The sequence below is a fragment of the Kitasatospora sp. NPDC005748 genome (genome assembly GCF_040630735.1).
In the GTDB taxonomy this organism is placed as follows: domain Bacteria; phylum Actinomycetota; class Actinomycetes; order Streptomycetales; family Streptomycetaceae; genus Kitasatospora.
Map to the genome: position 1 here is coordinate 118,032 of NZ_JBEXYD010000008.1, position 21,309 is coordinate 139,340.

General features: G+C 75.3%; 14 protein-coding genes. 5 read left to right on the plus strand and 9 right to left on the minus strand.

The window, feature by feature from the left end; all coding sequences use genetic code 11:
• Positions 1-71: 71 nt before the first annotated feature.
• Together ABZ495_RS09365 and ABZ495_RS09370 are read right to left on the minus strand one after the other, a co-directional pair.
• Positions 72-2,393 carry a DUF5682 family protein gene (locus tag ABZ495_RS09365; protein ID WP_359835080.1) on the minus strand — a complete coding sequence of 774 codons (2,322 nt, stop codon included), beginning with the start codon at positions 2,391-2,393 and terminating at the stop codon, positions 72-74.
• Between the two features lie 127 nt (positions 2,394-2,520).
• Positions 2,521-3,603 (minus strand): AAA family ATPase, encoded by a 1,083-nt coding sequence (locus ABZ495_RS09370; protein ID WP_329488051.1) that lies wholly within the window; start codon positions 3,601-3,603, stop codon positions 2,521-2,523.
• Positions 3,604-3,781: 178 nt separating this feature from the next.
• Here ABZ495_RS09370 and ABZ495_RS09375 point away from each other — a divergent pair, with 178 nt between their 5' ends.
• Positions 3,782-5,104 (plus strand): SWIM zinc finger family protein, encoded by a 1,323-nt coding sequence (locus ABZ495_RS09375; protein WP_359835082.1) that lies wholly within the window; start codon positions 3,782-3,784, stop codon positions 5,102-5,104.
• Positions 5,105-5,213: 109 nt separating this feature from the next.
• Positions 5,214-6,890 (plus strand): DUF5691 domain-containing protein, encoded by a 1,677-nt coding sequence (locus tag ABZ495_RS09380; protein WP_359835084.1) that lies wholly within the window; start codon positions 5,214-5,216, stop codon positions 6,888-6,890.
• A 212-nt stretch (positions 6,891-7,102) separates the two neighbouring features.
• Here the strand turns inward: ABZ495_RS09380 and ABZ495_RS09385 are convergent, their stop codons facing one another.
• On the minus strand, positions 7,103-7,510 hold the full coding sequence (locus ABZ495_RS09385; protein WP_329492132.1) for a cobalamin B12-binding domain-containing protein: 408 nt from the start codon (positions 7,508-7,510) through the stop codon (positions 7,103-7,105).
• 351 nt (positions 7,511-7,861) lie between these two features.
• On the opposite strand from ABZ495_RS09385, the gene ABZ495_RS09390 reads away from it, so the two are divergent.
• Positions 7,862-8,671: a M23 family metallopeptidase gene (locus ABZ495_RS09390; RefSeq protein WP_359835086.1), complete on the plus strand. Its 810-nt coding sequence runs from the start codon at positions 7,862-7,864 to the stop codon at positions 8,669-8,671.
• A 109-nt stretch (positions 8,672-8,780) separates the two neighbouring features.
• On the opposite strand, the gene pcrA is transcribed toward ABZ495_RS09390, so the two are convergent.
• From pcrA to ABZ495_RS09405, 3 genes are all read right to left on the minus strand, one after another.
• The gene (pcrA, locus tag ABZ495_RS09395; protein ID WP_359835087.1) at positions 8,781-11,414 is read right to left on the minus strand and encodes a DNA helicase PcrA; all 2,634 of its coding nucleotides are present in this window, start codon (positions 11,412-11,414) and stop codon (positions 8,781-8,783) included.
• A gap of 117 nt (positions 11,415-11,531) precedes the next feature.
• Positions 11,532-12,230 carry a response regulator transcription factor gene (locus ABZ495_RS09400; RefSeq protein ID WP_329488057.1) on the minus strand — a complete coding sequence of 233 codons (699 nt, stop codon included), beginning with the start codon at positions 12,228-12,230 and terminating at the stop codon, positions 11,532-11,534.
• The gene (locus tag ABZ495_RS09405) at positions 12,223-13,569 is read right to left on the minus strand and encodes a PspC domain-containing protein (protein WP_329492133.1); all 1,347 of its coding nucleotides are present in this window, start codon (positions 13,567-13,569) and stop codon (positions 12,223-12,225) included. The genes ABZ495_RS09400 and ABZ495_RS09405 overlap by 8 nt, the downstream gene beginning before the upstream one ends.
• A 262-nt stretch (positions 13,570-13,831) precedes the next feature.
• Here ABZ495_RS09405 and ABZ495_RS09410 point away from each other — a divergent pair, with 262 nt between their 5' ends.
• Together ABZ495_RS09410 and ABZ495_RS09415 are read left to right on the plus strand one after the other, a co-directional pair.
• Complete coding sequence (locus ABZ495_RS09410; protein WP_359835089.1) at positions 13,832-15,268, plus strand: PspC domain-containing protein; 1,437 nt, start codon at positions 13,832-13,834, stop codon at positions 15,266-15,268.
• Positions 15,265-15,486: a hypothetical protein gene (locus ABZ495_RS09415; protein ID WP_329488061.1), complete on the plus strand. Its 222-nt coding sequence runs from the start codon at positions 15,265-15,267 to the stop codon at positions 15,484-15,486. The genes ABZ495_RS09410 and ABZ495_RS09415 overlap by 4 nt, the downstream gene beginning before the upstream one ends.
• Positions 15,487-15,515: 29 nt before the next feature.
• Here the strand turns inward: ABZ495_RS09415 and ABZ495_RS09420 are convergent, their stop codons facing one another.
• From ABZ495_RS09420 to ABZ495_RS09430, 3 genes are all read right to left on the minus strand, one after another.
• Entirely contained in the window at positions 15,516-16,565 is a 1,050-nt protein-coding gene (locus ABZ495_RS09420; RefSeq protein ID WP_329488063.1) for a Rieske 2Fe-2S domain-containing protein, read from the minus strand.
• Positions 16,566-16,770: 205 nt separating this feature from the next.
• Positions 16,771-18,366 carry a glutamine-hydrolyzing GMP synthase gene (gene guaA / locus ABZ495_RS09425; protein WP_359835091.1) on the minus strand — a complete coding sequence of 532 codons (1,596 nt, stop codon included), beginning with the start codon at positions 18,364-18,366 and terminating at the stop codon, positions 16,771-16,773.
• Between the two features lie 1,179 nt (positions 18,367-19,545).
• Positions 19,546-21,192, minus strand: a complete 1,647-nt coding sequence (locus ABZ495_RS09430; RefSeq protein WP_359835093.1) for a hypothetical protein — start codon at positions 21,190-21,192, stop codon at positions 19,546-19,548.
• Positions 21,193-21,309: the final 117 nt, after the last annotated feature.

The following is a 21,309-nucleotide window of genomic DNA, read 5'->3' on the forward strand; positions in this document are numbered from 1 at the left end:
CGGGTCAGGTGCGTCGTCGGGTGCGGGTGCATCGCGTCGGGGGCGTCGCGTCGGGCGCGTCGGGTGCGGGGTCAGGTGTCACGGCCCTCGGCCTGTCGGGGGATCCGCGGCGGCCCCGCGGGGTGGACCGGGCAGCCGGGCAGGCCGAGCAGCAGGGCGACCACGGGCAGCGCCGCGTCGGCGCGGGCCGGATCCAGCTCGGGGCCCGTGCCCGCCGCCGCCACCGGCTCGGTGCCCAGCGGACCGGCCGCGACCCTGCTGCCGACGGTGGTGCGGACGCCCGCCTCCAGCGCGGAGAAGGTGCGGCGCAGGAGCGGCAGCACATCGGTGAAGACCTCGGCCGGCACCGCCGTCAGCCACCCGTCGAGCAGGCCGAGCAGCCGGGGATCGTGCAGCAGCAGGGCGCCGCCGCCGCTGAGGAAGCCCTCCACCCAGCCTGCCGCGTCCGCCGGGGCGTTGGCCGCCGAGAGGACGAGGCCCATCCGGCGGCCGGCCTCCTCGGAGTCGAGCCGTCCGTCGTCCAGCAGCAGCCGGACGGCGCGCCCGCGCAGCAGGCCGGGCACGCCCGTGGCCGGACCGCCGACCGGTTCGCGGCGGGCGAGCGCCCGCAGCGTCCCGGCCCACCGGTCGGCGAGCCCGCCGCCCGCCTCCAGCAGGCCGATCGCGCCGTGCACCTCGTCGAGCCGGCCGCGCACCGCCTCCGCGCCGGCCGCGTCCAGCCCGGTGCAGGCGGGCGGCAGCCCGACGCAGATCCGGTCGGCGAGGCCCGTCGCGACCTCGCCGAGCGCACGGTGGTCGGTGCCGCGGACGTCGCCGTAGCGCAGCGCGCGGACCAGCGCCGGCAGCGCCCCGGCCAGCTGGGCGACGTCGGTGTCGAGCGCGGCGCAGTCGGCGAGGATCCGCATCACGGCGGGCAGCGCGTCGGCCAGCCCGGCCAGCAGGCAGGTCTCGACCAGGGCGGTCAGCTCGGCGAGCTCCACCGCGGCCCGCGCCGCGCCGACCGCCCGGCCGGTCGCCGCCTCCTCGACGGTGGTGCCCCACTGGGCGGCCTCGGCGATCCGGACGGCGAACTCGGGTTGCCAGCAGAGCCGCCAGCTCTCCCGGAAGGTGCCCGTCGAGGTGACGGCGGAGCGGCTCGGCACGCCCCAGTCGATGCCGAGCAGCCGCAGCCGGTGCAGCAGCCGGGAGCGGGCCGCGTCGTTCTCCTTGCGCAGGTCCAGGTCCAACTCCCGCGGCTCGACCGCCGGCTTCAGCCGCAACGAGCGCTGCAGCCGGGTCAGGTCCCGCTGCAACGGCACCGCCGGAGCGCCGTCCGGCACCCCGCCGAGGACGTCCCCGGTGACCAGGCGGTCGTGCACCAGCGCCAGTGCGACGTCCGAGCCGTCGCACATCACCGAGCGGACGGCGTCCAGGGTCTCGGTCAGGCCGGCGAGCGGGCGGCCGCGCATCACCGCCAGCGTCCGGGCCAGCCGGACGGCCTCGATCACGTGCGCCGAGGAGACCGGGTGGTCCTCGGCCCGCAGCAGGTCGGCGGCCCTGGTCAACCAGAGCGGCACCGGATCACCCGTGGTGGTGAACAGGTGGTGGTACCAGCCCGGCGAGACGATCCCGGCGCCGTAACCGCTCTGCTGGGAGAGCCGGCGGTGCGTCCACGGCACCCAGGTGATGTCGGTGCGCACCTTCTTCGGCAGGCCGGCCAGCACCGCCCGGTCGTGCGCGACGGTCGGCAGCACGGCCAGCGCCGGGACGTGGAACGCCCCGCAGACCACGGCGATCCGCCGGTGCCCGGCCCGCTTGGCGGCCCGGATCTGCTGGCGCATGTACGCCTCCCGCAGGTCGTCGCGCCGGACGGGCCCGCCGGGCGCGACGTCCTCGCGCAGCGCCGCCATCGCCTCGGCGACCGCGGCGAACGGGGCCAGCGCGTCGGTACCGGGCGAGCGGTGCTCGATCACGTCCTCCCACCAGCGCTCCGGGTCGTCGCTGCCGGCGGCCTCGGCGAGCATCCCGATCGGGTCCGCCGCCCGCTCCGGCTCCGCTGCCCGGTCCGGCTCCTCCGGCTGCTCCCGCTCCTCGGCGAGGCCGTAGGCCGCCGGGAGGTCGATGAAGCGGACCGGTACACCGGCGTCGAGTCCGTACCGGATCGCCACCCACTCCGGGGAGAACTCGGCATAGGGCCAGAACGCGGCCCTGGCCGGGTCGTCCACGACGTGGGCGAGCAGGGCGACCGGTGGCACCATGTCCTTCTCGGCCGCCAGCCCGACGATCGGATCGGCCTCCGGCGGGCCCTCGATCAGCACCGCGTCCGGCCGCAACTGCTCCAGTGCGGCGGCCACCGCGCGGGCCGAGCCGGGACCGTGGTGCCGTACGCCCAGCAGCGTCACCTCCGCGCTCATCGCGCCCTCCCTCCTCGTGCCTCGAACTGACTCGGACTGAATCGAACTGCTCAGCACTGCTCTGAACTGCCTTGGACCGCCTTGAACTGCCGCGAACTGCCTTGAACCGCCATGAACTGCCATGGCGTCAGCGGGCGTTCTCCCGGGCGGCGCGGTAGAAGTCCTTCCAGCCGTCCCGCTCGCGCAGCACGCCCTCGACGTACTCGCGCCAGACCACCTGGTCCGCCACCGGATCCCGGACGACGGCGCCGAGGATGCCGGCCGTGACGTCGCCGGCCCGCAGCACGCCGTCCCCGAAGTGGGTGGCCAGCGCCAGACCGTTGGTCACCACCGAGATGGCCTCGGCCGTCGACAGCGTGCCGCTCGGCGTCTTCACCTTCGTCCGGCCGTCCACCGTAAGGCCGGCCCGCAGCTCCCGGAAGACCGTCACCACCCGCCTGATCTCCTCGGCTCCACCGGGCAGTGGCGCGAGTTCCAGCGAGCGCCCGAGCTGGTCGACCCGCCGGGTGACGATGTCCACCTCCTCCTCCAGCGAGCCGGGGAGCGGCAGCACCACGGTGTTGAACCGTCGGCGCAGGGCGCTCGACAGCTCGTTGACGCCGCGGTCCCGGTCGTTCGCCGTGGCGATCAGGTTGAACCCGCGCACGGCCTGCGTCTCGCCGCCCAACTCCGGTATCGGCAGCGTCTTCTCCGACAGGATGGTGATCAGACTGTCCTGGACGTCCGCCGGGATCCGGGTCAGCTCCTCGACCCGGGCGATCTTCCCGTCCGCCATCGCCCGCATCAGCGGCGAGGGCACCAGCGCCGCCCGGCTCGGACCGTTGGTCAGCAGCTGGGCGTAGTTCCAGCCGTACCGGACGGCCTCCTCCGGCGTACCGGCCGTCCCCTGGACCAGCAGGGTCGAATCGCCGCTGATCGCCGCCGCGAGGTGCTCCGACACCCAGGTCTTCGCGGTGCCGGGCACGCCGAGCAGCAGCAGCGCCCGGTCCGTGGCCAGCGTCGTCACGGCGACCTCGACGATCCGCCGCGGGCCGATGTACTTGGGGGTGACCACGGTGCCGTCCGGCAGCTCGCCACCGAGCAGATAGGTGGCGACGGCCCACGGCGAGAGCTTCCAGCGCTCGGGACGCGGGCGGTCGTCCTGCGCGGCCAGCGCGGCCAGTTCCGCCGCGAAGGCGTCCTCCGCGTGCTGCCGCAGAACGTCGGTCATCAGGGGGCTCCTTCGGGTCGGCCGCCGGACACACCGGTGGCGGGCGGCGAGGTGATCGGGGGGAGCCAGGTCGGCGTCCCGGCCTGTGGGAACCACCCTGCACCGGACCACTGACAATCCTGACCGGACCTCAGTTCGACCACCCGGCCTGTCAGTCCCTCCGCCTACCGTCGTCGGCATGGAGGAACGCTGGAGCACCGAACACGTCCTGTCCCTGGCACCCGACGCGAGCTCGCAGAAGGCCGCGGGCAAGCTCTCCTCGCCCGCGCCCTGGTCGGCCACGGGCACCGACGGCGCCGCGCTCTGGGGCGAGTGCAGGGGCAGCGGCCGGACGCCCTACCGCACCGCCGTCGAGCTGGCCACGCCCGCCTACTCGTGCACCTGCCCGAGCCGGAAGTTCCCCTGCAAGCACGCGCTCGGGCTGCTGCTGCTCTGGAGCGGCACCCCCGAGGCCGTCCCGGCCGGCGAGCCTTCCGACTGGGCGTCCGACTGGCTGGCCGAGCGCCGCGACCGCGCCGAGCGGCGGGCGACCGGCGCCACCGCCGCGGCCGACCCGGCCGCCGCCCTCCGCCGGGCCGAGAAGCGCCACGCCCGGGTGGCCGCCGGCGCCGGTGAGCTGCGTCTGCGGCTGGCCGACCGGGTCCGCCACGGCCTCGCGGACCCGTCCGCCGCCGGCCCCTGGGAGGAGGTCGCCGCCCGGATGGTCGACGCCCAGGCCCCCGGCCTCGCCACCCGCGTCCGCGAACTCGACGCCGTCACCGGGCCCGACCTCCTGGAGGAGTACGCCATGCTCCATCTGCTCGCCACCGCCGCCACCCGGATCGACGACCTGCCCGCCCCGCTGGCCGCCACCGTCCGGGCCCGGGTCGGCTACACCACCGACGCCGCCGAGGTACTGGCCGGCCCCACCGTCCGCGACCGCTGGTACGTCCTCGGCAGCCGCACCTCCCCGCTGGACGGCGCAGCGGACGAACGCCTCACCACCCGCCGGCTCTGGCTGCGCGGCGCGAAGACCGGCCGGGCCGCCCTGCTCCTCGCCTTCGGCCGCCCCGGCCGGGCCCCCGACCTCGCCCTCCCCACCGGCCACCTGCTGGAGGCCGAACTCGCCTTCCACCCCGGGGCCCGCCCCCTGCGCGCCGCCCTCGGCACCCGCTACGACGCCCCCGGCCAGGGCCCCGCCGCCCCGCCGCCCGGGCTCACCCCCGCCGAAACGGTCGCCGCCTACGGCGACGCCGTCGCGGACGATCCCTGGCTCGACGCCTGGCCGGCCGTCCTGACCGGCGTCGTCCCGGTCCTCACCCCCGACGGCTGGCAGCTCACCGACGGCCGGCACACGCTCCCGGTCCACCGCGGTGCCACCCCCGAAGCGGCCCTCTGGCGCCTCGCGGCCGTCTCCACCGGCCGCCCCCTCACCGTCTTCGGTGAGCAGGGCCACCACGGTTTCGCCCCGGTCACCGCCTGGGGCGCGGACCACCGCCCGATCGACCTCACCACCGGGTAGGCGCCGAAGCGGGGACCGGCCCGCGCGGCCCACGGGCCCGCCGCGGGCCCCGGCGCCCCACCCGCCCGAGAGCCTCCGACCAGCACCCACCGACCCGCAGGAGCCCCGCGTGCCGCCCACCGCCCCGACCCCGACCGACCCCTGGGAGTCCCTCCACACCACCGCCCTCCTCGGCACCGACCGCCGCCCCCTGCTGCCCCCGGCCGCCGGTGACTCCGTCGCCCACCTGGCCGTCGACCGCACCGACCCGGCCACCGCGCTGCTCGAACTCGCCGCCCTGGAGACCGTCCGCCGCCGCGCCGGAGCCCGCCCGGCCCCCGCCGGCGAGGCCGTCACCGCCCTGCTCGCCGCCCCCGCCCCCGAGGACCACCGGCCCGAACTGCCCACCCCCGCGGCCCGCCGGCTCACCCTCCTGCTCGGCAGCCGGGGCGCCGGATCCCCCGGCACCCTCGCCAACCTCACCGAACTGCTCCCGCAGTGGCTCGCCACCGCCCGCGCCCGGGGCTTCCGCCCACCCGCCGCCGCCGTACCTGCCCTGCTGGACGCCGCCCGCGGCCGGACCGAGCTGCGCCCCGACGCCGTGGCGCTGGCCGGCCCCCTGGGCCGCTGGCTCGCCGCCCGGAACGCCGACTGGCGCTTCGTCCTCCGCACCACCACCGACGCGCCCGCCGGCACGGCCGCGCCCGATGGACCGGACGGACCCGATGGAGCGGCGGCCGCCGCTCCCGGGGACCACCACCTCTGGCACGAGGGGCTCTTCGCCGAGCGCGTCACCCATCTGACCGCACTGCGCCGGAGCGACCCCGCCGCCGGCCTCGCCCTGCTGGTGAGCACCTGGCCCACCGAGCGCGCCGAGGACCGGCTGCTCTTCCTGGACGCCCTCCAGGACGGCCTCTCGCTCGCCGACGAGCCCTTCCTCGAAGCCGCGTTGGGCGATCGCAGCAAGAACGTCCGGGCCACCGCCGCCGAGTTGCTCTCCACCCTCCCCGGCTCCACGCTCGCCCACCGGATGGCCGAGCGCGCCCGGGCCGCCGTCCGCCTCTCCGAGCGCGGCACGCACCTGCTCGTCACCCCGCCCACCGAGTGCGACACCGCGATGCAGCGCGACGGCATACCACTCAAGTCGCCTACCGGGCGCGGCGAGCGGGCCTGGTGGTTCGGCGAGGTGATCGCCGCCACGCCGCTCTCGCTGTGGCCGGAGTCCACCGGTCTGACGCCGGGCCGGCTGCTCGGGCTCCGGGTGGGCGACAGCCTCGACGAGAGCGACAGCAGCTGGGCCGACGACCTGCGCGAGGCCTGGGCCAGGGCCGCCGTCCGCCAGCAGGACGCCGACTGGGCACGGGCGTTGCTGGGTCCCGCCCCGGCCCCCGCACCGGGGTCCCGCGGCGGCCGTGCCGCCCGTGCCCCCCGGGGCACCGGAGCCCCCGCCAAGCTGCTCGCCGTCCTCCCGCCCGCCGAACGCGCCGTCTGGACGGCCGCGTTCATCGAGGTGCACGGCCTCGGCGAGGCCTTCCAACTGCTCGGGGCCTGCGCGGCTCCGTGGACCCCGCCGCTGTCCACCGCCGTCGTCGCGGCGCTCGCCCGGGCGGCCGCCTCCGGGGCGTACCCGTGGAGCCACAGCGGGGTGCTCGGTATGACGGAGCGCGCGCTCTCCCCCGCAACGGCCACCGCCGTCGAGGAGTTGGCCGCCGAGGCGGCGCCCGCCGGCGCCTGGGCCGAGACCTTCTCCCGGCTGGCCGGCACCCTGCGCTTCCGGGAGGCGATGCTCGCCGAACTCGGCGCCTGACCGCCCGCGCCGGAACGCGGCCGGGCCGGTACGGGGGTGTCCCGCACCGGCCCGGCCCAGCACTCGGCAGGCGCACCCCACCGGCGCGCACCCCTCGGGCACGCACCCGGCTGGCACACGGTCGAAGCAGGCGCTCGCCCGCAGCGGGCGCAACGGCAGGCGGGCGCGTACCCGGCAGGCGCGCGCCCCGCGGAACACCTCCGCCCGAGGGGTCAGCTCGCGGCCCGCAGGTTCGCCTCGACCCAGGCCACCACGTCCCGGGTCGGCGTCCCCGGCGTGAAGATGTCCGCGACGCCCATCGCCTTGAGCTCGACGATGTCCTCTTCCGGGATGATGCCGCCGCAGAAGACCTTGATGTCCTCCGCCTCGCGCTCCCGCAGCAGCTCCAGCACCCGCGCGCAGAGCGTCATGTGCGCCCCGGAGAGGACCGACAGCCCGATGCCGTCCGCGTCCTCCTGGATCGCGGTGTCGACGATCTGCTCGGGCGTCTGGTGCAGGCCGGTGTAGATGACCTCCATACCGGCATCACGCAGGGCACGCGCGATGACCTTGGCGCCGCGGTCGTGACCGTCGAGCCCGGGCTTGGCGACCACCACACGGATCGGGCCTGACACACCCATCACTGCCTCCTGGACTTCGTCGTCCACCACCCACCGGACCTCGTCGGGCACGGGCGCGGTTAACCAGCAATAACAACCTGAGGGGAGGTTAGCGTCACCCGGGCGGACTGACCGTGCCGCCCCTCAAGAGGAGGGCAAAATCACAGGCCCACCCCTTGCTACCGACGGGTATACCCCGACGGCTCCGTCCGCAGGCCGCCAACTCCCCTCTTGACATACGGACTTTTGTCCGGATCCCGGCGTTACGGCTACAGTCTCGGCTGTTTTCCCCTCGCCTTTCCGTCCGTCCCTCCCCTCGCCCTTCCCCTCGCCCGACGATGTGCCCGAGGTCCACCGAGGAGGCAGCCCCCGATGGCTCCCGACGCAGCCGCCCGCCCGACCCGTGCGGAGCTGCGGGTGGCCGCCCGCGAGCAGTCGCGCGCCCAGCGCCGCGGCGCCGCCAAGGCCGCCACCCGGACCGCCCTGCTGCGCGTCGCGCTGCCGTCGATGGCCGCCCTCGGAGTGGCCGGGGCAGCCGCCGCGACCGTCCAGGGCGAGGCCGACCAGCAGCGTGCGCAGGCGGCCGGCCGGGCCCCCGAGCAGGCCGCCGAGGCCCCGGACACCGCGCCCGCCAGGGCCGCCGCCCAGCAGGTCCTCGCCGCGGGCGAGGCCGACCAGGCATCCCGCGGCGACGCCCGGGCTCCGCTCTCCGGCACCCAGCCCGCCGGCCCGGCGGGCGGGACGGCGCTCGCCGCTCCGGCCCCGGCGCCGGAGCCCGAGCTCCCGAAGGTCATCCTCCCGGTCGCCCAGCGCGGGCTCGGCGAGATGTTCGGCGCGTCCGGCACGCACTGGGCGGCCCGCCACACCGGCATCGACTTCCCCGTCGACGGCGGCACCCAGGTCATGGCGGTCACGGACGGCGTCATCCGCACGCAGTGGAACCCGTCGTACGGCTACATGTCGATACTGAAGATGGCCGACGGCACCGAGGCCTGGTACTGCCATCTGCGGTCGTACAAGATCCGCAAGGGGACCGTGAAGGCGGGCGACGTCATCGCCTTCGTCGGCAGCAGCGGCAACAGCACCGGCCCGCACCTGCACTTCGAGATCCGCCCGGCCGGCGGCGGCGCCCCCGTCGACCCGCTGCCGTGGTTCCTCGCCCAGGGCGTCGACCCCCGCTGACCGCGCCCCGCCGGGCCGCACCCGCCCCGGCCCCGCCCCGCCGGGCCGGTCGCGCGCACCCCGGCGCGGCGCGGACCCGGGTGGGACCCCGGGCCCGCGCCGCCGGGCCCTACAGCTTCTCCACCGGCGCGTACCGCAGCAGCAGCTGCTTACGCCCCTCCGTCCCGAAGTCCACCGTGGCCTGCGCCTTGTCGCCGACACCGGCGGTGGCCACCACGGTGCCCAGGCCGAAGGTGTCGTGGGTGACGCGGTCCCCCACCGCCAGGGCCACGACCTCGCGCTCGACCGCCGTACCGGCCCGCCGGGCCGACTGCCCCCAGCCCGCCTTCGGTGAGGCGGCCGCCGCCGCACCGCGCGACGCGCCCCGGGAGGAGCCGCCCGAACCGGCGGACTTCCCGCCCCAGGACGACCCCGAGGAGTACCCGCGCGAGGCCGGCACCGACGCCGCGCCCGTCCGCTTCCACTCCACCAGCGTGTCCGGGATCTCCTCCAGGAACCGCGAGGCCGGGTTGTACGAGGGCTGCCCCCAGGCACTGCGCAGCACCGAACGCGTCAGGTAGAGCCGCTCCCGCGCCCGGGTGAGGCCGACGTACGCGAGCCGGCGCTCCTCCTCCAGCTCCTTGACCTGGTTGAGCGCCCGCATGTGCGGGAAGATGCCGTCCTCCATGCCGGTCAGGAAGACCACCGGGAACTCCAGCCCCTTGGCGGTGTGCAGGGTCATCATCGTGATGACGCCCCGGCCCTCCTCGTCCTCGTCCGGGATCTGGTCCGAGTCCGCGACGAGCGCGACCCGCTCCAGGAAGTCGGCCAGCGAGCCGACCGGCGGCGCGTCGTCCTCCCCCGCGTCGGGCCGCTCGCCCGGGTCCTGCTCGTACTCCAGGGCGACGGAGGCCAGCTCCTGGAGGTTCTCCACCCGCGTCTCGTCCTGCGGGTCCGTGGAGGACTGCAGCTCGGCGAGGTAGCCCGTCTCCTCCAGCACCGCCTCCAGCACCGCGGCGGGCCCGGCACCCGACTCGACGACCTGTCGCAACCCGGCCATCAGGGCGTTGAACTTCTTCACCGCGTTCGCCGAGCGGGCGGCCATGCCGTACGCCTCGTCGACCCGCTGGAGCGCCTGCGCGAAGGAGATCCGCTCGCGCCCGGCGAGCGCGTCGATCATCGCCTCGGCCCGCTCGCCGATGCCGCGCTTGGGCACGTTGAGGATCCGGCGCAGCGGCACGGTGTCCTCCGGGTTGGAGAGCACCCGCAGGTACGCCAGGACGTCCCGGACCTCCTTGCGCTCGTAGAAGCGCACCCCGCCGACCACCTTGTACGGCAGGCCGACCCGGATGAACACCTCCTCGAACACCCGGGACTGGGCGTTGGTCCGGTAGAAGATCGCGACGTCGCCGGGCTTGGCCTCGCCCCGGTCGGTCAGCCGGTCGATCTCGTCGGCGATGAACTGGGCCTCGCCGTGCTCGTCGTCCGCGACGTAGCCGACGACCTTCTCGCCGTGGTCGCCGGCCGTCCAGAGCTTCTTCTCGCGGCGGCTGGTGTTCCGCTCGATGACGGCGTTGGCGGCGCTCAGGATGGTCTGCGTGGAGCGGTAGTTCTGCTCCAGCAGGATCGTGGTCGCGTTCGGGTAGTCCTCCTCGAACTGGAGGATGTTGCGGATCGTCGCACCGCGGAAGGCGTAGATCGACTGGTCCGCGTCACCCACCACGCACAGCTCGGCCGGCGGCACCTCGGCCAGCCGTCCGGCGGCCGGGTCCACGTAGTCGCCGTCCACGGTGCGCTTCGGCGCGGCCGCGGCGGAGCCCCCGCTGAGCTCCCGGACCAGCATGTACTGGGCGTGGTTGGTGTCCTGGTACTCGTCGACCAGGATGTGCCGGAACCGCCGCCGGTAGTGCTCCGCGACGTCGGGGAAGGCCTGGAGCAGGTTCACCGTCGTCATGATGATGTCGTCGAAGTCGAGCGCGTTGGCCTCGCGCAGCCGCCGCTGGTAGAGGAAGTAGGCCTCGGCCAGCTTCTTCTCCATCGGGTTGGCCGCCTGGTCGGCGTACGTCTCCTCGTCGATCAGCTCGTTCTTGAGGTTGCTGACCTTGGCCGTGAAGGACTTCGGCGGGAACTGCTTCGGGTCCAGGTCGAGGTCCCGGCAGACCAGGGACATCAGCCGCTGCGAGTCGGCCGAGTCGTAGATCGAGAACGAGGACGTGAAGCCGAGGAGCTTGCTCTCCCGGCGCAGGATCCGCACGCAGGCGCTGTGGAAGGTGGACACCCACATCGCCCGGGCCCGCGGCCCGACCAGCTGCTCGACGCGCTCGCGCATCTCGCCGGCCGCCTTGTTGGTGAAGGTGATCGCCAGGATCTCGCCCGGCTGCACCCCGCGGGCGCCCAGCAGGTGGGCGATCCGGTGGGTCAGCACGCGCGTCTTGCCGGAGCCGGCGCCGGCCACGATGAGCAGCGGCGAGCCCGCGTGCAGGACCGCCTCGCGCTGCGGGTCGTTCATCCCCTCCAGCAGCTGGGCCGGGTCCACCACCGGGCGGGCGGCGCCGTTGCGGTAGAAGGCGTCCCGCTCGGCCTGGGCCGCGTGGTCGGTCTGGAACAGCCCCTCGGGGATCGCCTCCTCGTACGCGTCGTACGGGACGTCGTCCTCGAACGGCGGCGGCTCCTGCGCCGTCGGGGCGGCGGCGGGCTGCTGCTTCGACCCGGCGGCGGGGGCCTCGAAACCGGGGAGCGGGAGGTCGTCAAAGAGGCTACTCATGGCACTCCGAGTCTATGGCCCCGCACTGACAAGCCCGCCCGGCCCGGAGGAATCCGGGCCGGGCGGGCGGCCTCGCGAGGGCCGTCGGCCCTGGCGCGAGCGGCGTCGCGAGGGCCGTCAGACCAGGCGGCGGGCGGTGGCCCACCGGGTCAGCTCGTGCCGGTTGCTCAGCTGGAGCTTGCGCAGCACGGCCGAGACGTGGCTCTCCACCGTCTTCACCGAGATGAACAGCTGCTTCGCGATCTCCTTGTAGGCGTAGCCGCGCGCGATCAGCCGCAGCACCTCGCGCTCGCGCTGGGTCAGCCGGTCGAGGTCCTCGTCCACCGGCGGGGTGTCCGTGGCGGCGAAGGCGTCCAGCACGAAGCCGGCCAGCCGCGGCGAGAACACCGCGTCGCCGTCGGCGATCCGGAAGACGGCGTTGACCAGGTCCGTGCCGGTGATCGTCTTGGTGACGTAGCCGCGGGCACCGCCGCGGATCACACCGATGACGTCCTCGGCGGCGTCCGAGACGGACAGCGCCAGGAACTTCACCTGCTCGCCCATCAGCCCGGCCGAGCGGCGCAGCACCTCGACCCCGCCGCCGCCCGGCAGGTGGACGTCGAGCAGCACCACGTCGGGCCTGGTCTCGGCGACCACGCGGACCGCCGACTCCACGTCGTCGGCCTCGCCGACCACGTCGATGCCGGTGACCTCGGTGCGCCCGATCTCGGCCCGCACCCCCGTCCGGAACATCCGGTGGTCGTCGACCAGTACGACCCGCGCGACCCTCCCCCCGCCCTCGGCCGGGGTCCCTCCCGTCGGCGCTGCGTCAGTCATTCGTTCTCTCCATCTCCAGCTCGACCTCGGTGCCGCCGTCCGGCGCGGGCCGCACCCGTGCGGTGCCGCCGTTGCGCTTCATCCGGCCGATGATCGACTCGCGGACACCCATCCGGTCCTCGGGCACCGTGTCGGGGTCGAAGCCGGGGCCGTGGTCGCGTACGAACACCGACACCGTCTCTCCCTCCACCTCGGCGTAGACCTGGACCGGTCCCCCGCCACCGTACTTGGCCGCGTTGACCGTCGCCTCCCTCGCGGCCTGCATCTGCGCGGCGATCCGCTCGTCCATCGGGCAGTCGCCGACCACGACCAGCTCGACCGGGACGCCGTGCCGGTCCTCGACCTCGGCGACCACCGCGCGCAGGCTCTCCGCCATGGTGTCCGGCGCGTCCTCGGCGACCGCCTCCGGGCGGTAGAGCCAGAGCCGCAGCTCGCGCTCCTGGGCGCGGGCGAGCCGCAGCACCTCCTTCGGGTCCTCGGCCCGGCGCTGGATCAGGGTCAGGGTGTGCAGCACCGAGTCGTGGACGTGGGCCGCGATCTCGGCGCGCTCCTGCGCGCGGATGCGGGCGGTACGCTCGGCGCCGAGGTCCTGCCACATCCGCAGCGCGTACGGGCCCACCAGCACCAGGACGCCGGCCAGCACCGCCAGCGAGGCCTCCACCACCGAGCCGAGCGTGGAGCCGCTGCCCTGCATGGCGAGGAAGGCGATGGTGCCGGCCACCACCAGCAGCACACCGCCGCCGACCCGGGTGTAGGCCCCGCGCCGCTTCTCGCCCTCCTCCAGGCCGAACCAGCGCTGCCAGCGGGAGTCGTCGGCCTGCCGCCAGACCAGCGCGACACCGACGCCGATCGCCAGCAGCGGCCAGGTGTACGGCCGGGCGGTCTGCACGCCGAGCGCGTTCAGCAGGGCGATCAGCCCGATCACCACCATGACCAGCGCGGCGAGCTGCCCCAGACCGCCCTGGCGCCGCCCGGCCCGCCCCGGGGCGGGCTCCCCGCCCGGCTCGGCCACCGCCGTGGCGGGCTCGCCCTGCAGCGCGTGCTGCAGCAGTTCGCGCAGCCGGCCGATCCAGCCGCGCCGACCCTTGCTCAGCTCCGCCCCCGACGCCCCGGAGGCCTGCCAGGAGCCGGCCGGCACGAAGGCGCCGTTGACGTAGACCCAGTGCGCGCCGCCGCGCTGCGCGGGCTCGCCGATGCCGATCGGCACCACGAACCAGAACGCCGCGTACAGCAGTGCGCCGATCCCCTGCGCGAAGAAGAGCAGCACGAAGGCGACCCGGACCCAGGCGACCGGCAGCCCGAGGTGCACCGCGAGCCCGTGCGCGACGCCGCCGAGCATCCGGCCCTGGGGGCTCCGGTAGAGCCGCCGGTACGGCGGGCGCTCGCTGCCGGGCACGGCCGGGTCGGCGACGGCCGCCGACGCGGGGTCGGGGACGAGGGGGCGGGGATCGGTACCGGGTGCTGCCACGGCACCGATGGTTCCACGCACGCGTGCCCGGGCGCATCAGGGTGGAGCCCCCATCCCTCTCAGGGACAAGTCAGGGTACGGACAGGGCTCGCACCGGTTGGGCGGCGCCGCCGGAGCCACCAGGATGGTGGGCATGACCGAGGACCACCGCATCCAGGAGACCGGGACGAGCGCCCCGCCGGCACCCGACCGCCCGCCGCTGAACCGCACCGAGCACCACCGCGTGGTGGCCGGGGTCTGCGGCGGCCTGGGCCGGCACCTGGACATCGACCCGGTGGTCTTCCGGGTGGTGACGGTCGTGCTCTGCCTCTCCGGCGGCCTCGGGCTCTTCCTGTACGGGCTGGCCTGGCTGATCATCCCGACCGAGCCGGTCCCGGACGGCCGGGGCGGCAGCAAGGGCGGCCGCACCGAGCTCCAGCGGGTGCTCACCGGCCGGGTGGACGGCCAGTCGATCGGCGCGGTGCTGCTGACCGTGATCGGCACCGGCGTCTTCTTCGCCTCGATGGGCGACGGGGACACCATGTTCCCGCTGCTGCTGCTCGGGGCCCTGGTCTTCCTGGCGGTCCGCTACGACCCGGAGCGGCGCCACGGCCGGCCGCGCGGGCGCCGGCGCGGCCGGGACCGGCGGCACGGCCCGTACGACCGGTGGTTCCCCGAGGCCGAGCCGGCCGCCGACCACTCCTGGCCGCGCACCGACGAGGGCGAGCGGGCCCGCGAGCGGCACGCCCGGGAGCGGGCATCCGGCACGGTGCCGGCCGACACCCCGCACGCGGGCCCGAGCGGCTACCTGTGGGACCCCCGCCACCCCGAGCGCAACCCGTACGGCGCAACCGCCACGCCTCCTCCCGGCGGCCCCGCGCAGCCCTGGTGGCAGCGCCCCGACCTGCCCGAGGGCGACCCGCTGCGCAAGGGCGGTCCGGCCGCCCCGGCGCCGCCGCGGCCGGTGGTGGTGCACCGCCGGCACGAGCGCTCGCCGCTCGGCCTGATCGGGCTGCTCCTGGCGGTCGGCGCGGCCAGCGCGGTCTGGTCGGCCTCCGCCCACGGCGGCGCCGAGGTGGTGACCGGCACGGTACTGGCCACCGCGCTGCTGGTGGTCGGGCTGACCCTGCTGGTGGGCGCCAAGTTCGGCCGGGCCCGCCGGCTGGTCGTCCCGGGCCTGCTGCTCACCCTGGCGCTGGCGTTCACCCACGGCTCGTCGTTCTCGGTCCGGAACGCCGTCGGCGACCGCGACTGGACGGTCGTCTCGGCGGGCGACCTGGACGACCGGTACACGCTCGGACTCGGCAACGGCCGGCTGGACCTCAGCGGGCTGGACCCGGCCGGTGCCACCCTGCACAGCACCGTCGACCTCGGCGCGGGGCAGCTCACCGTGGTGGTGCCGCCGGACGTGACGGTGAGCCTGGACACCAAGGTCGGGCTGGGCAACGTCAAGGTGCCCGGGTCGGACGAGGTCAGCGGCAACAGCTCCCGCGGCTTCCAACTGCACCCGGTGAACGGTCAGGCATCCAAGGGCACGCTCGTCCTCTCGCTGAGGGTCGGGCTCGGCGACATCAAGGTGGTCCAGTCGTGAGGAAGCACCAGCTCGACCTGTTCTCGCTGATCGCGGGAGGCCTGTTCACCGTGATCGCGGTGCTCTACCTGGTGGCGGCGATCAACGACGTCTCCGTGAACGGCCGGATCGTCATCCCGGTGACCTTCATCGTGCTCGGCGTCGGCGGGCTGGCCGGGGCGGTCGCGGCGGCGGTGCGGCGCGGCCGTCCGGAGCCGCGGGACCAGGACGCGCCCTGACGGGCGCGCCCCGGCGGGGGCCGCGCAGCTCAGCTCTGCAGCGGCCCGAGGTTCAGCTTGTCGCCGTCCTTGGTGACCCCGTACCGGGGCAGCGGCTTGGTGGCCGGGCCGTTGACCACCGCGCCGGTGGCCGCGTCGAACCGGGAGCCGTGGCACGGGCAGTAGAACTGGCCGTTCTTCGGCGCGTCGACCGCGCAGCCGGAGTGCGTGCAGATCGAGGAGAGCCCGCAGTACTGGCCGGCCTTGGGCTGGACGATGTAGACCGCGTCACCGGTGGCCGGGTCCTTGACCTGGGCCGAGCCGCCGACCGGGACGCTCGCGGCGTCCACCGAGACGGGCGGTCCGGCGGGCGCCGGCGCGGCCGAGGGGCCGACGGCCTTCTTGTCCCGGCCGAAGGTGGCGGTCAGCGAGCCGGTGAGCAGCCCGGCGCCGCCGATCGCGACGGCCGCGATCCCACCGTCCATCAGGGCCCGCCGCCGGACGTGCTGCTCGCGCAGCCCGCGCTCGCGGTCCCGGGCGGCCCGCCGGGCCAGGTAGCCGTCCAGCGAGAGGTACGGGGTGCCGGCCAGCACCAGCGGGGTCCAGGCCATCAGGTAGGCCAGGTCGTTGCCGAGGTAGTACGGCGAGACGTTCCAGCTGACGGTCAGCCAGAGGCTCAGGTTGATCAGCGCGCCGCCGAGCGCCGCGACCCGGCCCCAGAGGCCGAGCAGGGTGCCGAGGCCGACCGCCAGCTCGCCGAAGGCGACGGCGAGCGCGAACAGGGTCGGCGCGTCGAGCGCGGCTCCGAGCAGGAACGAGATCGGGCTGGAGCCCTTGGCCGCCTGGGTCTGCGAGACGAACGACGCCGGGTCGCCCGCGCCGGCCAGGTAGTGCGAGTCGGCGAGCTTGTCCAGCGCCGCGTAGACGAAGGTGACGCCCAGGAAGATCCGCAGCGGCAGCAGCGCGTACCGGGAGGCGGCCGCCTTGCGCTGGGCCAGTCGCCCGGCCCTGCCGCCGCCCGCCGCCACCGCGCCGGTCACCGTGGAGTCGCCCGCCGCCGTGGAGCTGCTGGTCGCCACGGAGCTGCTGGCCTCCGACATCCCTCACACCTTCCTTCACGGCCCGCCATCACCTGACAGGTCCGGTCCGCATTCTGCACGCTCGTGAGCGCTTTCGGTGGGAGATCCCACCCGGCGGGCGCCCGGTGCCCCGGTCCGCCACCGCGAACGGCCGCGCCGTCGCTCCCTTGTGTACGGGAACGACGGCGCGGCCGTTCAATGCCGGTTCAGGGCCGGCGGGGAGTGCCTACTCCCACTCGATGGTGCCCGGCGGCTTGCTGGTGCAGTCCAGCACCACGCGGTTCACATCGGCGACCTCGTTGGTGATCCGGGTGGAGATCTTCGCCAGCACGTCGTACGGCAGGCGCGACCAGTCCGCCGTCATGGCGTCCTCGGAGGAGACCGGGCGCAGCACGATCGGGTGGCCGTACGTCCGGCCGTCGCCCTGGACGCCGACGCTGCGGACGTCCGCGAGCAGCACCACCGGGCACTGCCAGATCTCACGGTCCAGGCCGGCCGCGGTCAGCTCCTCGCGGGCGATCGCGTCGGCCTCGCGGAGCAGGTCCAGGCGCTCCTTGGTGACCTCGCCGACGATCCGGATGCCCAGGCCGGGGCCTGGGAACGGCTGGCGCTGAACGATCTCCTCCGGCAGGCCGAGCTCCTGGCCGACCATCCGGACCTCGTCCTTGAAGAGCTTGCGCAGCGGCTCGACCAGCTGGAACTGCAGGTCCTCGGGCAGGCCGCCGACGTTGTGGTGGGACTTGATGTTGGCGGTGCCGGTACCGCCGCCGGACTCCACCACGTCCGGGTACAGGGTGCCCTGGACCAGGAAGTCCACGGACTCGCCGTGCTCGCCGGCCTCGGCCACGATCTCGGCCTGGGCCTGCTCGAAGACCCGGATGAACTCCCGGCCGATGATCTTGCGCTTCTCCTCCGGGTCGCTGACGCCCTTCAGCGCGTTCAGGAAGCGCTCCTGCGCGTCGACGACCTTCAGCTGCACACCGGTGGCCGCGACGAAGTCCTTCTCGACCTGCTCGGTCTCGCCCTTGCGCATCAGGCCGTGGTCGACGTAGACGCAGGTCAGCTTGGTGCCGATGGCCTTGTTGACCAGGGCGGCCGCGACCGCGGAGTCCACGCCGCCGGAGAGGCCGCAGATGGCGCGCTTGTCGCCGACCTGGGCGCGGATCAGCGCGACCTGCTCGTCGACCACGTTGCCGGTGGTCCAGGTCGGCGCGATGCCGGCGCCGCGGTAGAGGAAGTGCTCCAGGATCTGCTGGCCGTGGTCGGAGTGCAGCACCTCGGGGTGGTACTGCACGCCGTAGAGGCGGGCCTCGTCGTTCTCGAAGGCCGCGACCGGGACCACCCCGGTGGAGGCGGTGACGGTGAAGCCCTCGGGCGCGGCGGAGCAGGCGTCGCCGTGCGACATCCACACCGAGTGCTGCGCCGGGACGCCCTCGAACAGGGTCGAGCCGGTGCGGGAGACCGTCAGCGGGGTGCGGCCGTACTCACGCGCACCGCTGTTGTCGACGGTGCCGCCGAGCGTCTTGGCCATCAGCTGGAAGCCGTAGCACATGCCGAAGACCGGCACCCCGGCCTCGAAGATCGCGCGGTCGAGCTGCGGCGCGCCCTGCTCGTAGACCGACGAGGGACCGCCGGAGAGGATGATCGCCTTCGGGTTCCTGGCGAGCATCTCCGCGACCGGCATGCTGCTCGGCACGATCTCGCTGTAGACCCGGGCCTCACGCACCCGACGGGCGATGAGCTGGGCGTACTGGGCACCGAAGTCGACGACCAGGACGGTGTCGGTCTCGGGCGCGGACTGGTCGGGAATAGCAGAGGACACGGACGGCCTTCCGGCAGCGGTATCTAGAGGTGTCGCGGAGCACGCCCCCGGAGGGACGGCGGCGGCGACGGGCGGGGGTCTGGACACGAGTCTACCGGGCTGGCCGGTTTCACTCGTCTGCACGTCCAGGAGACCGTGACCGGCCGGGCGGCCGCTTCGTTGCATCTGACGAACGCACGACCGCGCCGCGCCCGCCAGGTGCGCCGCCTCCGCCCCGGCAGGGGCGCCGCCGTGCGGGCTAGCAGGACCACGCGTGGAGCTCATCCCAGTCCACCGGCGCGCGTGGCGCAGCCGCTGTCCCGGCCCCGCCGGGAGCGCTGCGCCGTGGGACCGCGCGCGGGTGCAGCGGCCGGCCAGCAGGGGACAGCGACCCCGGCCGTGACTGGACACCCAAGGAGGTGGGGCGGCCGGCCCCGGGGACGCCCGGGTACCGGCCGCCGCACCCCGGCGCGCCTCGGGCGCGCACCGTTCACCGTCCCCGCGCCACCGTGCGCTTCCCTGTGCGCTTCCCTGTGCGCTGCAGCACCACCACTACGCACGGTGATCATCGACAGTGCCTGCCCCGCGCCTCCCGGCGGACCGCCGAGCCGGTCCGAACGGCCGCCGCGCCCCGGCCGGGACGAAAATGGACTGTGCCGAATCATGCCGAATCGGTTGCAGAGCAAGCCCTTCGTCCAGCACGATGCTGCTTGGAAGAGGTTCTCCCGGCAGCCGAAGGCCCCCCGCGGAGTGCCGTCCCGATGCCTCCGAGACCCGCGATGGCAACGATTATCACCTCACGCTCCGTGAGCGAGCGTCCGGTGCAGGCATGCGCGCCGGCCCGCCCCGCCGCGTGCGTACCCGCCCTGCGCGACCGGCCCACCTCATGCCGGTGCCGCGCCGGCACCACCCAGAAGCCATTCGACGCGACGGCGCTCCTCCCCCGGCGCCGTCACCCCCAGCACCGGCGCAGCCCTGACGCCGAGTGCTGAGCGACAAAGGGCCCCGTTCCCCCGCGGGGCCCTTTGCCCTGTTCGGGGGCGGTGCGCCCGGTTCCGCACCGCGCGCACCGCTCCGGCCGCGCCGCCGCTGCCGACCACGCCACCGCTGCCCGCCCGCGAGCGCGTTCCGGCGGCGGGTCGGCCGAGCCGCACGGATGCGTGAGGGGCGCGCGGCTGCTGGCCACGCGCCCCTCGACCGCTACTGCTGCTTGCGCCAGACGCTCGGGTCGACCGGCTCGTCCTCGCCCGGCGACCGCGCGGGCGGCACCCCGCCGGACGGCGTCGCCGGCGGCTCCTCGTGCGAGCCGATCACCTCGCTCACCCCCGGCCGCAGATCGGCTTCCGGCGCGATCACCGCCTCCTGCGGCGTGCGGGCCGGAGCGGGCGCCCCCTGATACGGCGCGTCCTGCGGCGCCGCGCCGGGCACCGCCTGGACCCGGCCGCCGCCCGTGGCCGCCAGCAAGGGCGGCACCGCCAGCGCGCCGACCGCCGCCCAGATCACATTGACCGCCAGCACGGTGGCGAAGGCCAGCCCCACCGCGTACTCGGCGCCGAACTCCCGCTGCCGCCCGGAGTACGTCGTGGTGGAACTCGTCGAGACCACCGCGCCGGCGATCGCCATCAGCAGGCTGAGCCCCGCCGCGTACACCACCGCCAGCCGGAGCCGGTCGGCCGTGTCCAGCCGCCGCCGGTACGCCGTCCACCCGAGGAAGGCCACCGCGGCCAGCGCGAGCAGGCCGGTCCACCGCCAGTCGGCGCTCTCCCCGTGCAGGTCGAAGAAGGAGAACTCGCCGTTGTCACGCGAGCCGGACTCCCCGTCCGGGTCCGCGGTGGAGGGGCTCCCGCCGCTGCCCACCTCCAGCGTCGCCGCCGACCCCAGGCCGAGCAGCAGCAGACCGACGTTCGGCAGCACGGCCAGCGAGGCGCCGGCCTCGCCGCCCTCGCCCTGGACCGCGATCAGCACGAAGCCGACCAGCGAGGCGAGGCCGATCGTCATCGTCAGCGCACGGCCCGCCGCCAGCGCGGCCACCGCCCAGCCGCGTACCGCCCGGTTGCGCCAGGCCGCCCAGCGCAGCGCGTCCGTCCCGTGGACGGCGAACGCCACCAGCCCGGCCAGCAGCGCCGTCCAGCCGACCGCCTGGAGCCAGCCGGAGTCGGCCGAGTACGTCACCCCGCCCAACGAGCCGGCGTAGTGGTCCACGTCGAACCGGCCGTCGGAGGTCCCCGGGTGCCAGTCGGCGCCGGCGAGCAGGCCGATCAGCAGGGTCACCGCCGCCGCGGCCACCGCGGTCCGCAGCGCCTCGGCGGCCGCCTGCCGGCTGGTCCACTGCTCACCGGTACCGGCCTGGCGACGGCGCGCGGCGGTCCGCAGACCGATCCAGAGCGCGAGCAGCCAGAGCGCGGTGACCGTCATCGGCACCGCCCGGACGAGCGCCTCGCCGCCACCGTCCCCGTACCGGCCCCCGCCGGTGAAGCCCAACTCGAACGGCGCGCCGAGGGCGGCCAGCGCGAGGGCCAGCGCACCACCGAAGCGCTCGCCGAAGGACGGCGCCCGGAACAGGTAGAAGAAGGTGTAGTCGTCCGGGACCGCCGCGATCAGCGCCGCCAGGAACAGCACCGCGGTCGGCGCGATCATCACCTTGAACGCCGGCCGCCAGTCCGCGCCGGTCAGCCCCCGCAGGACGGCCGGGCGCGCGGCGGCCGGGTCGTAGGGCCGGCCGGTGCCCCAACTGCCCACCGCCGGCGGCGCGAAGGCGGGCGGGGCCGGTGGTGCGGCGGGCGGCGGAGGCGTGAACCCGGCGGGCGGTGCCGCGGGCGGGGCGGGCGGCGGCGGGGGCGGCGGCATCAGCGGCCGCCCACACGAGGCACAGCCGAGCGCCCCCTCCCCCGAAGCCGCGCCGCACGATGCGCAGATGGCCATGGACCCCGAACCCCCCGTGAACGGTTGCTCCCTGGTCCCCCC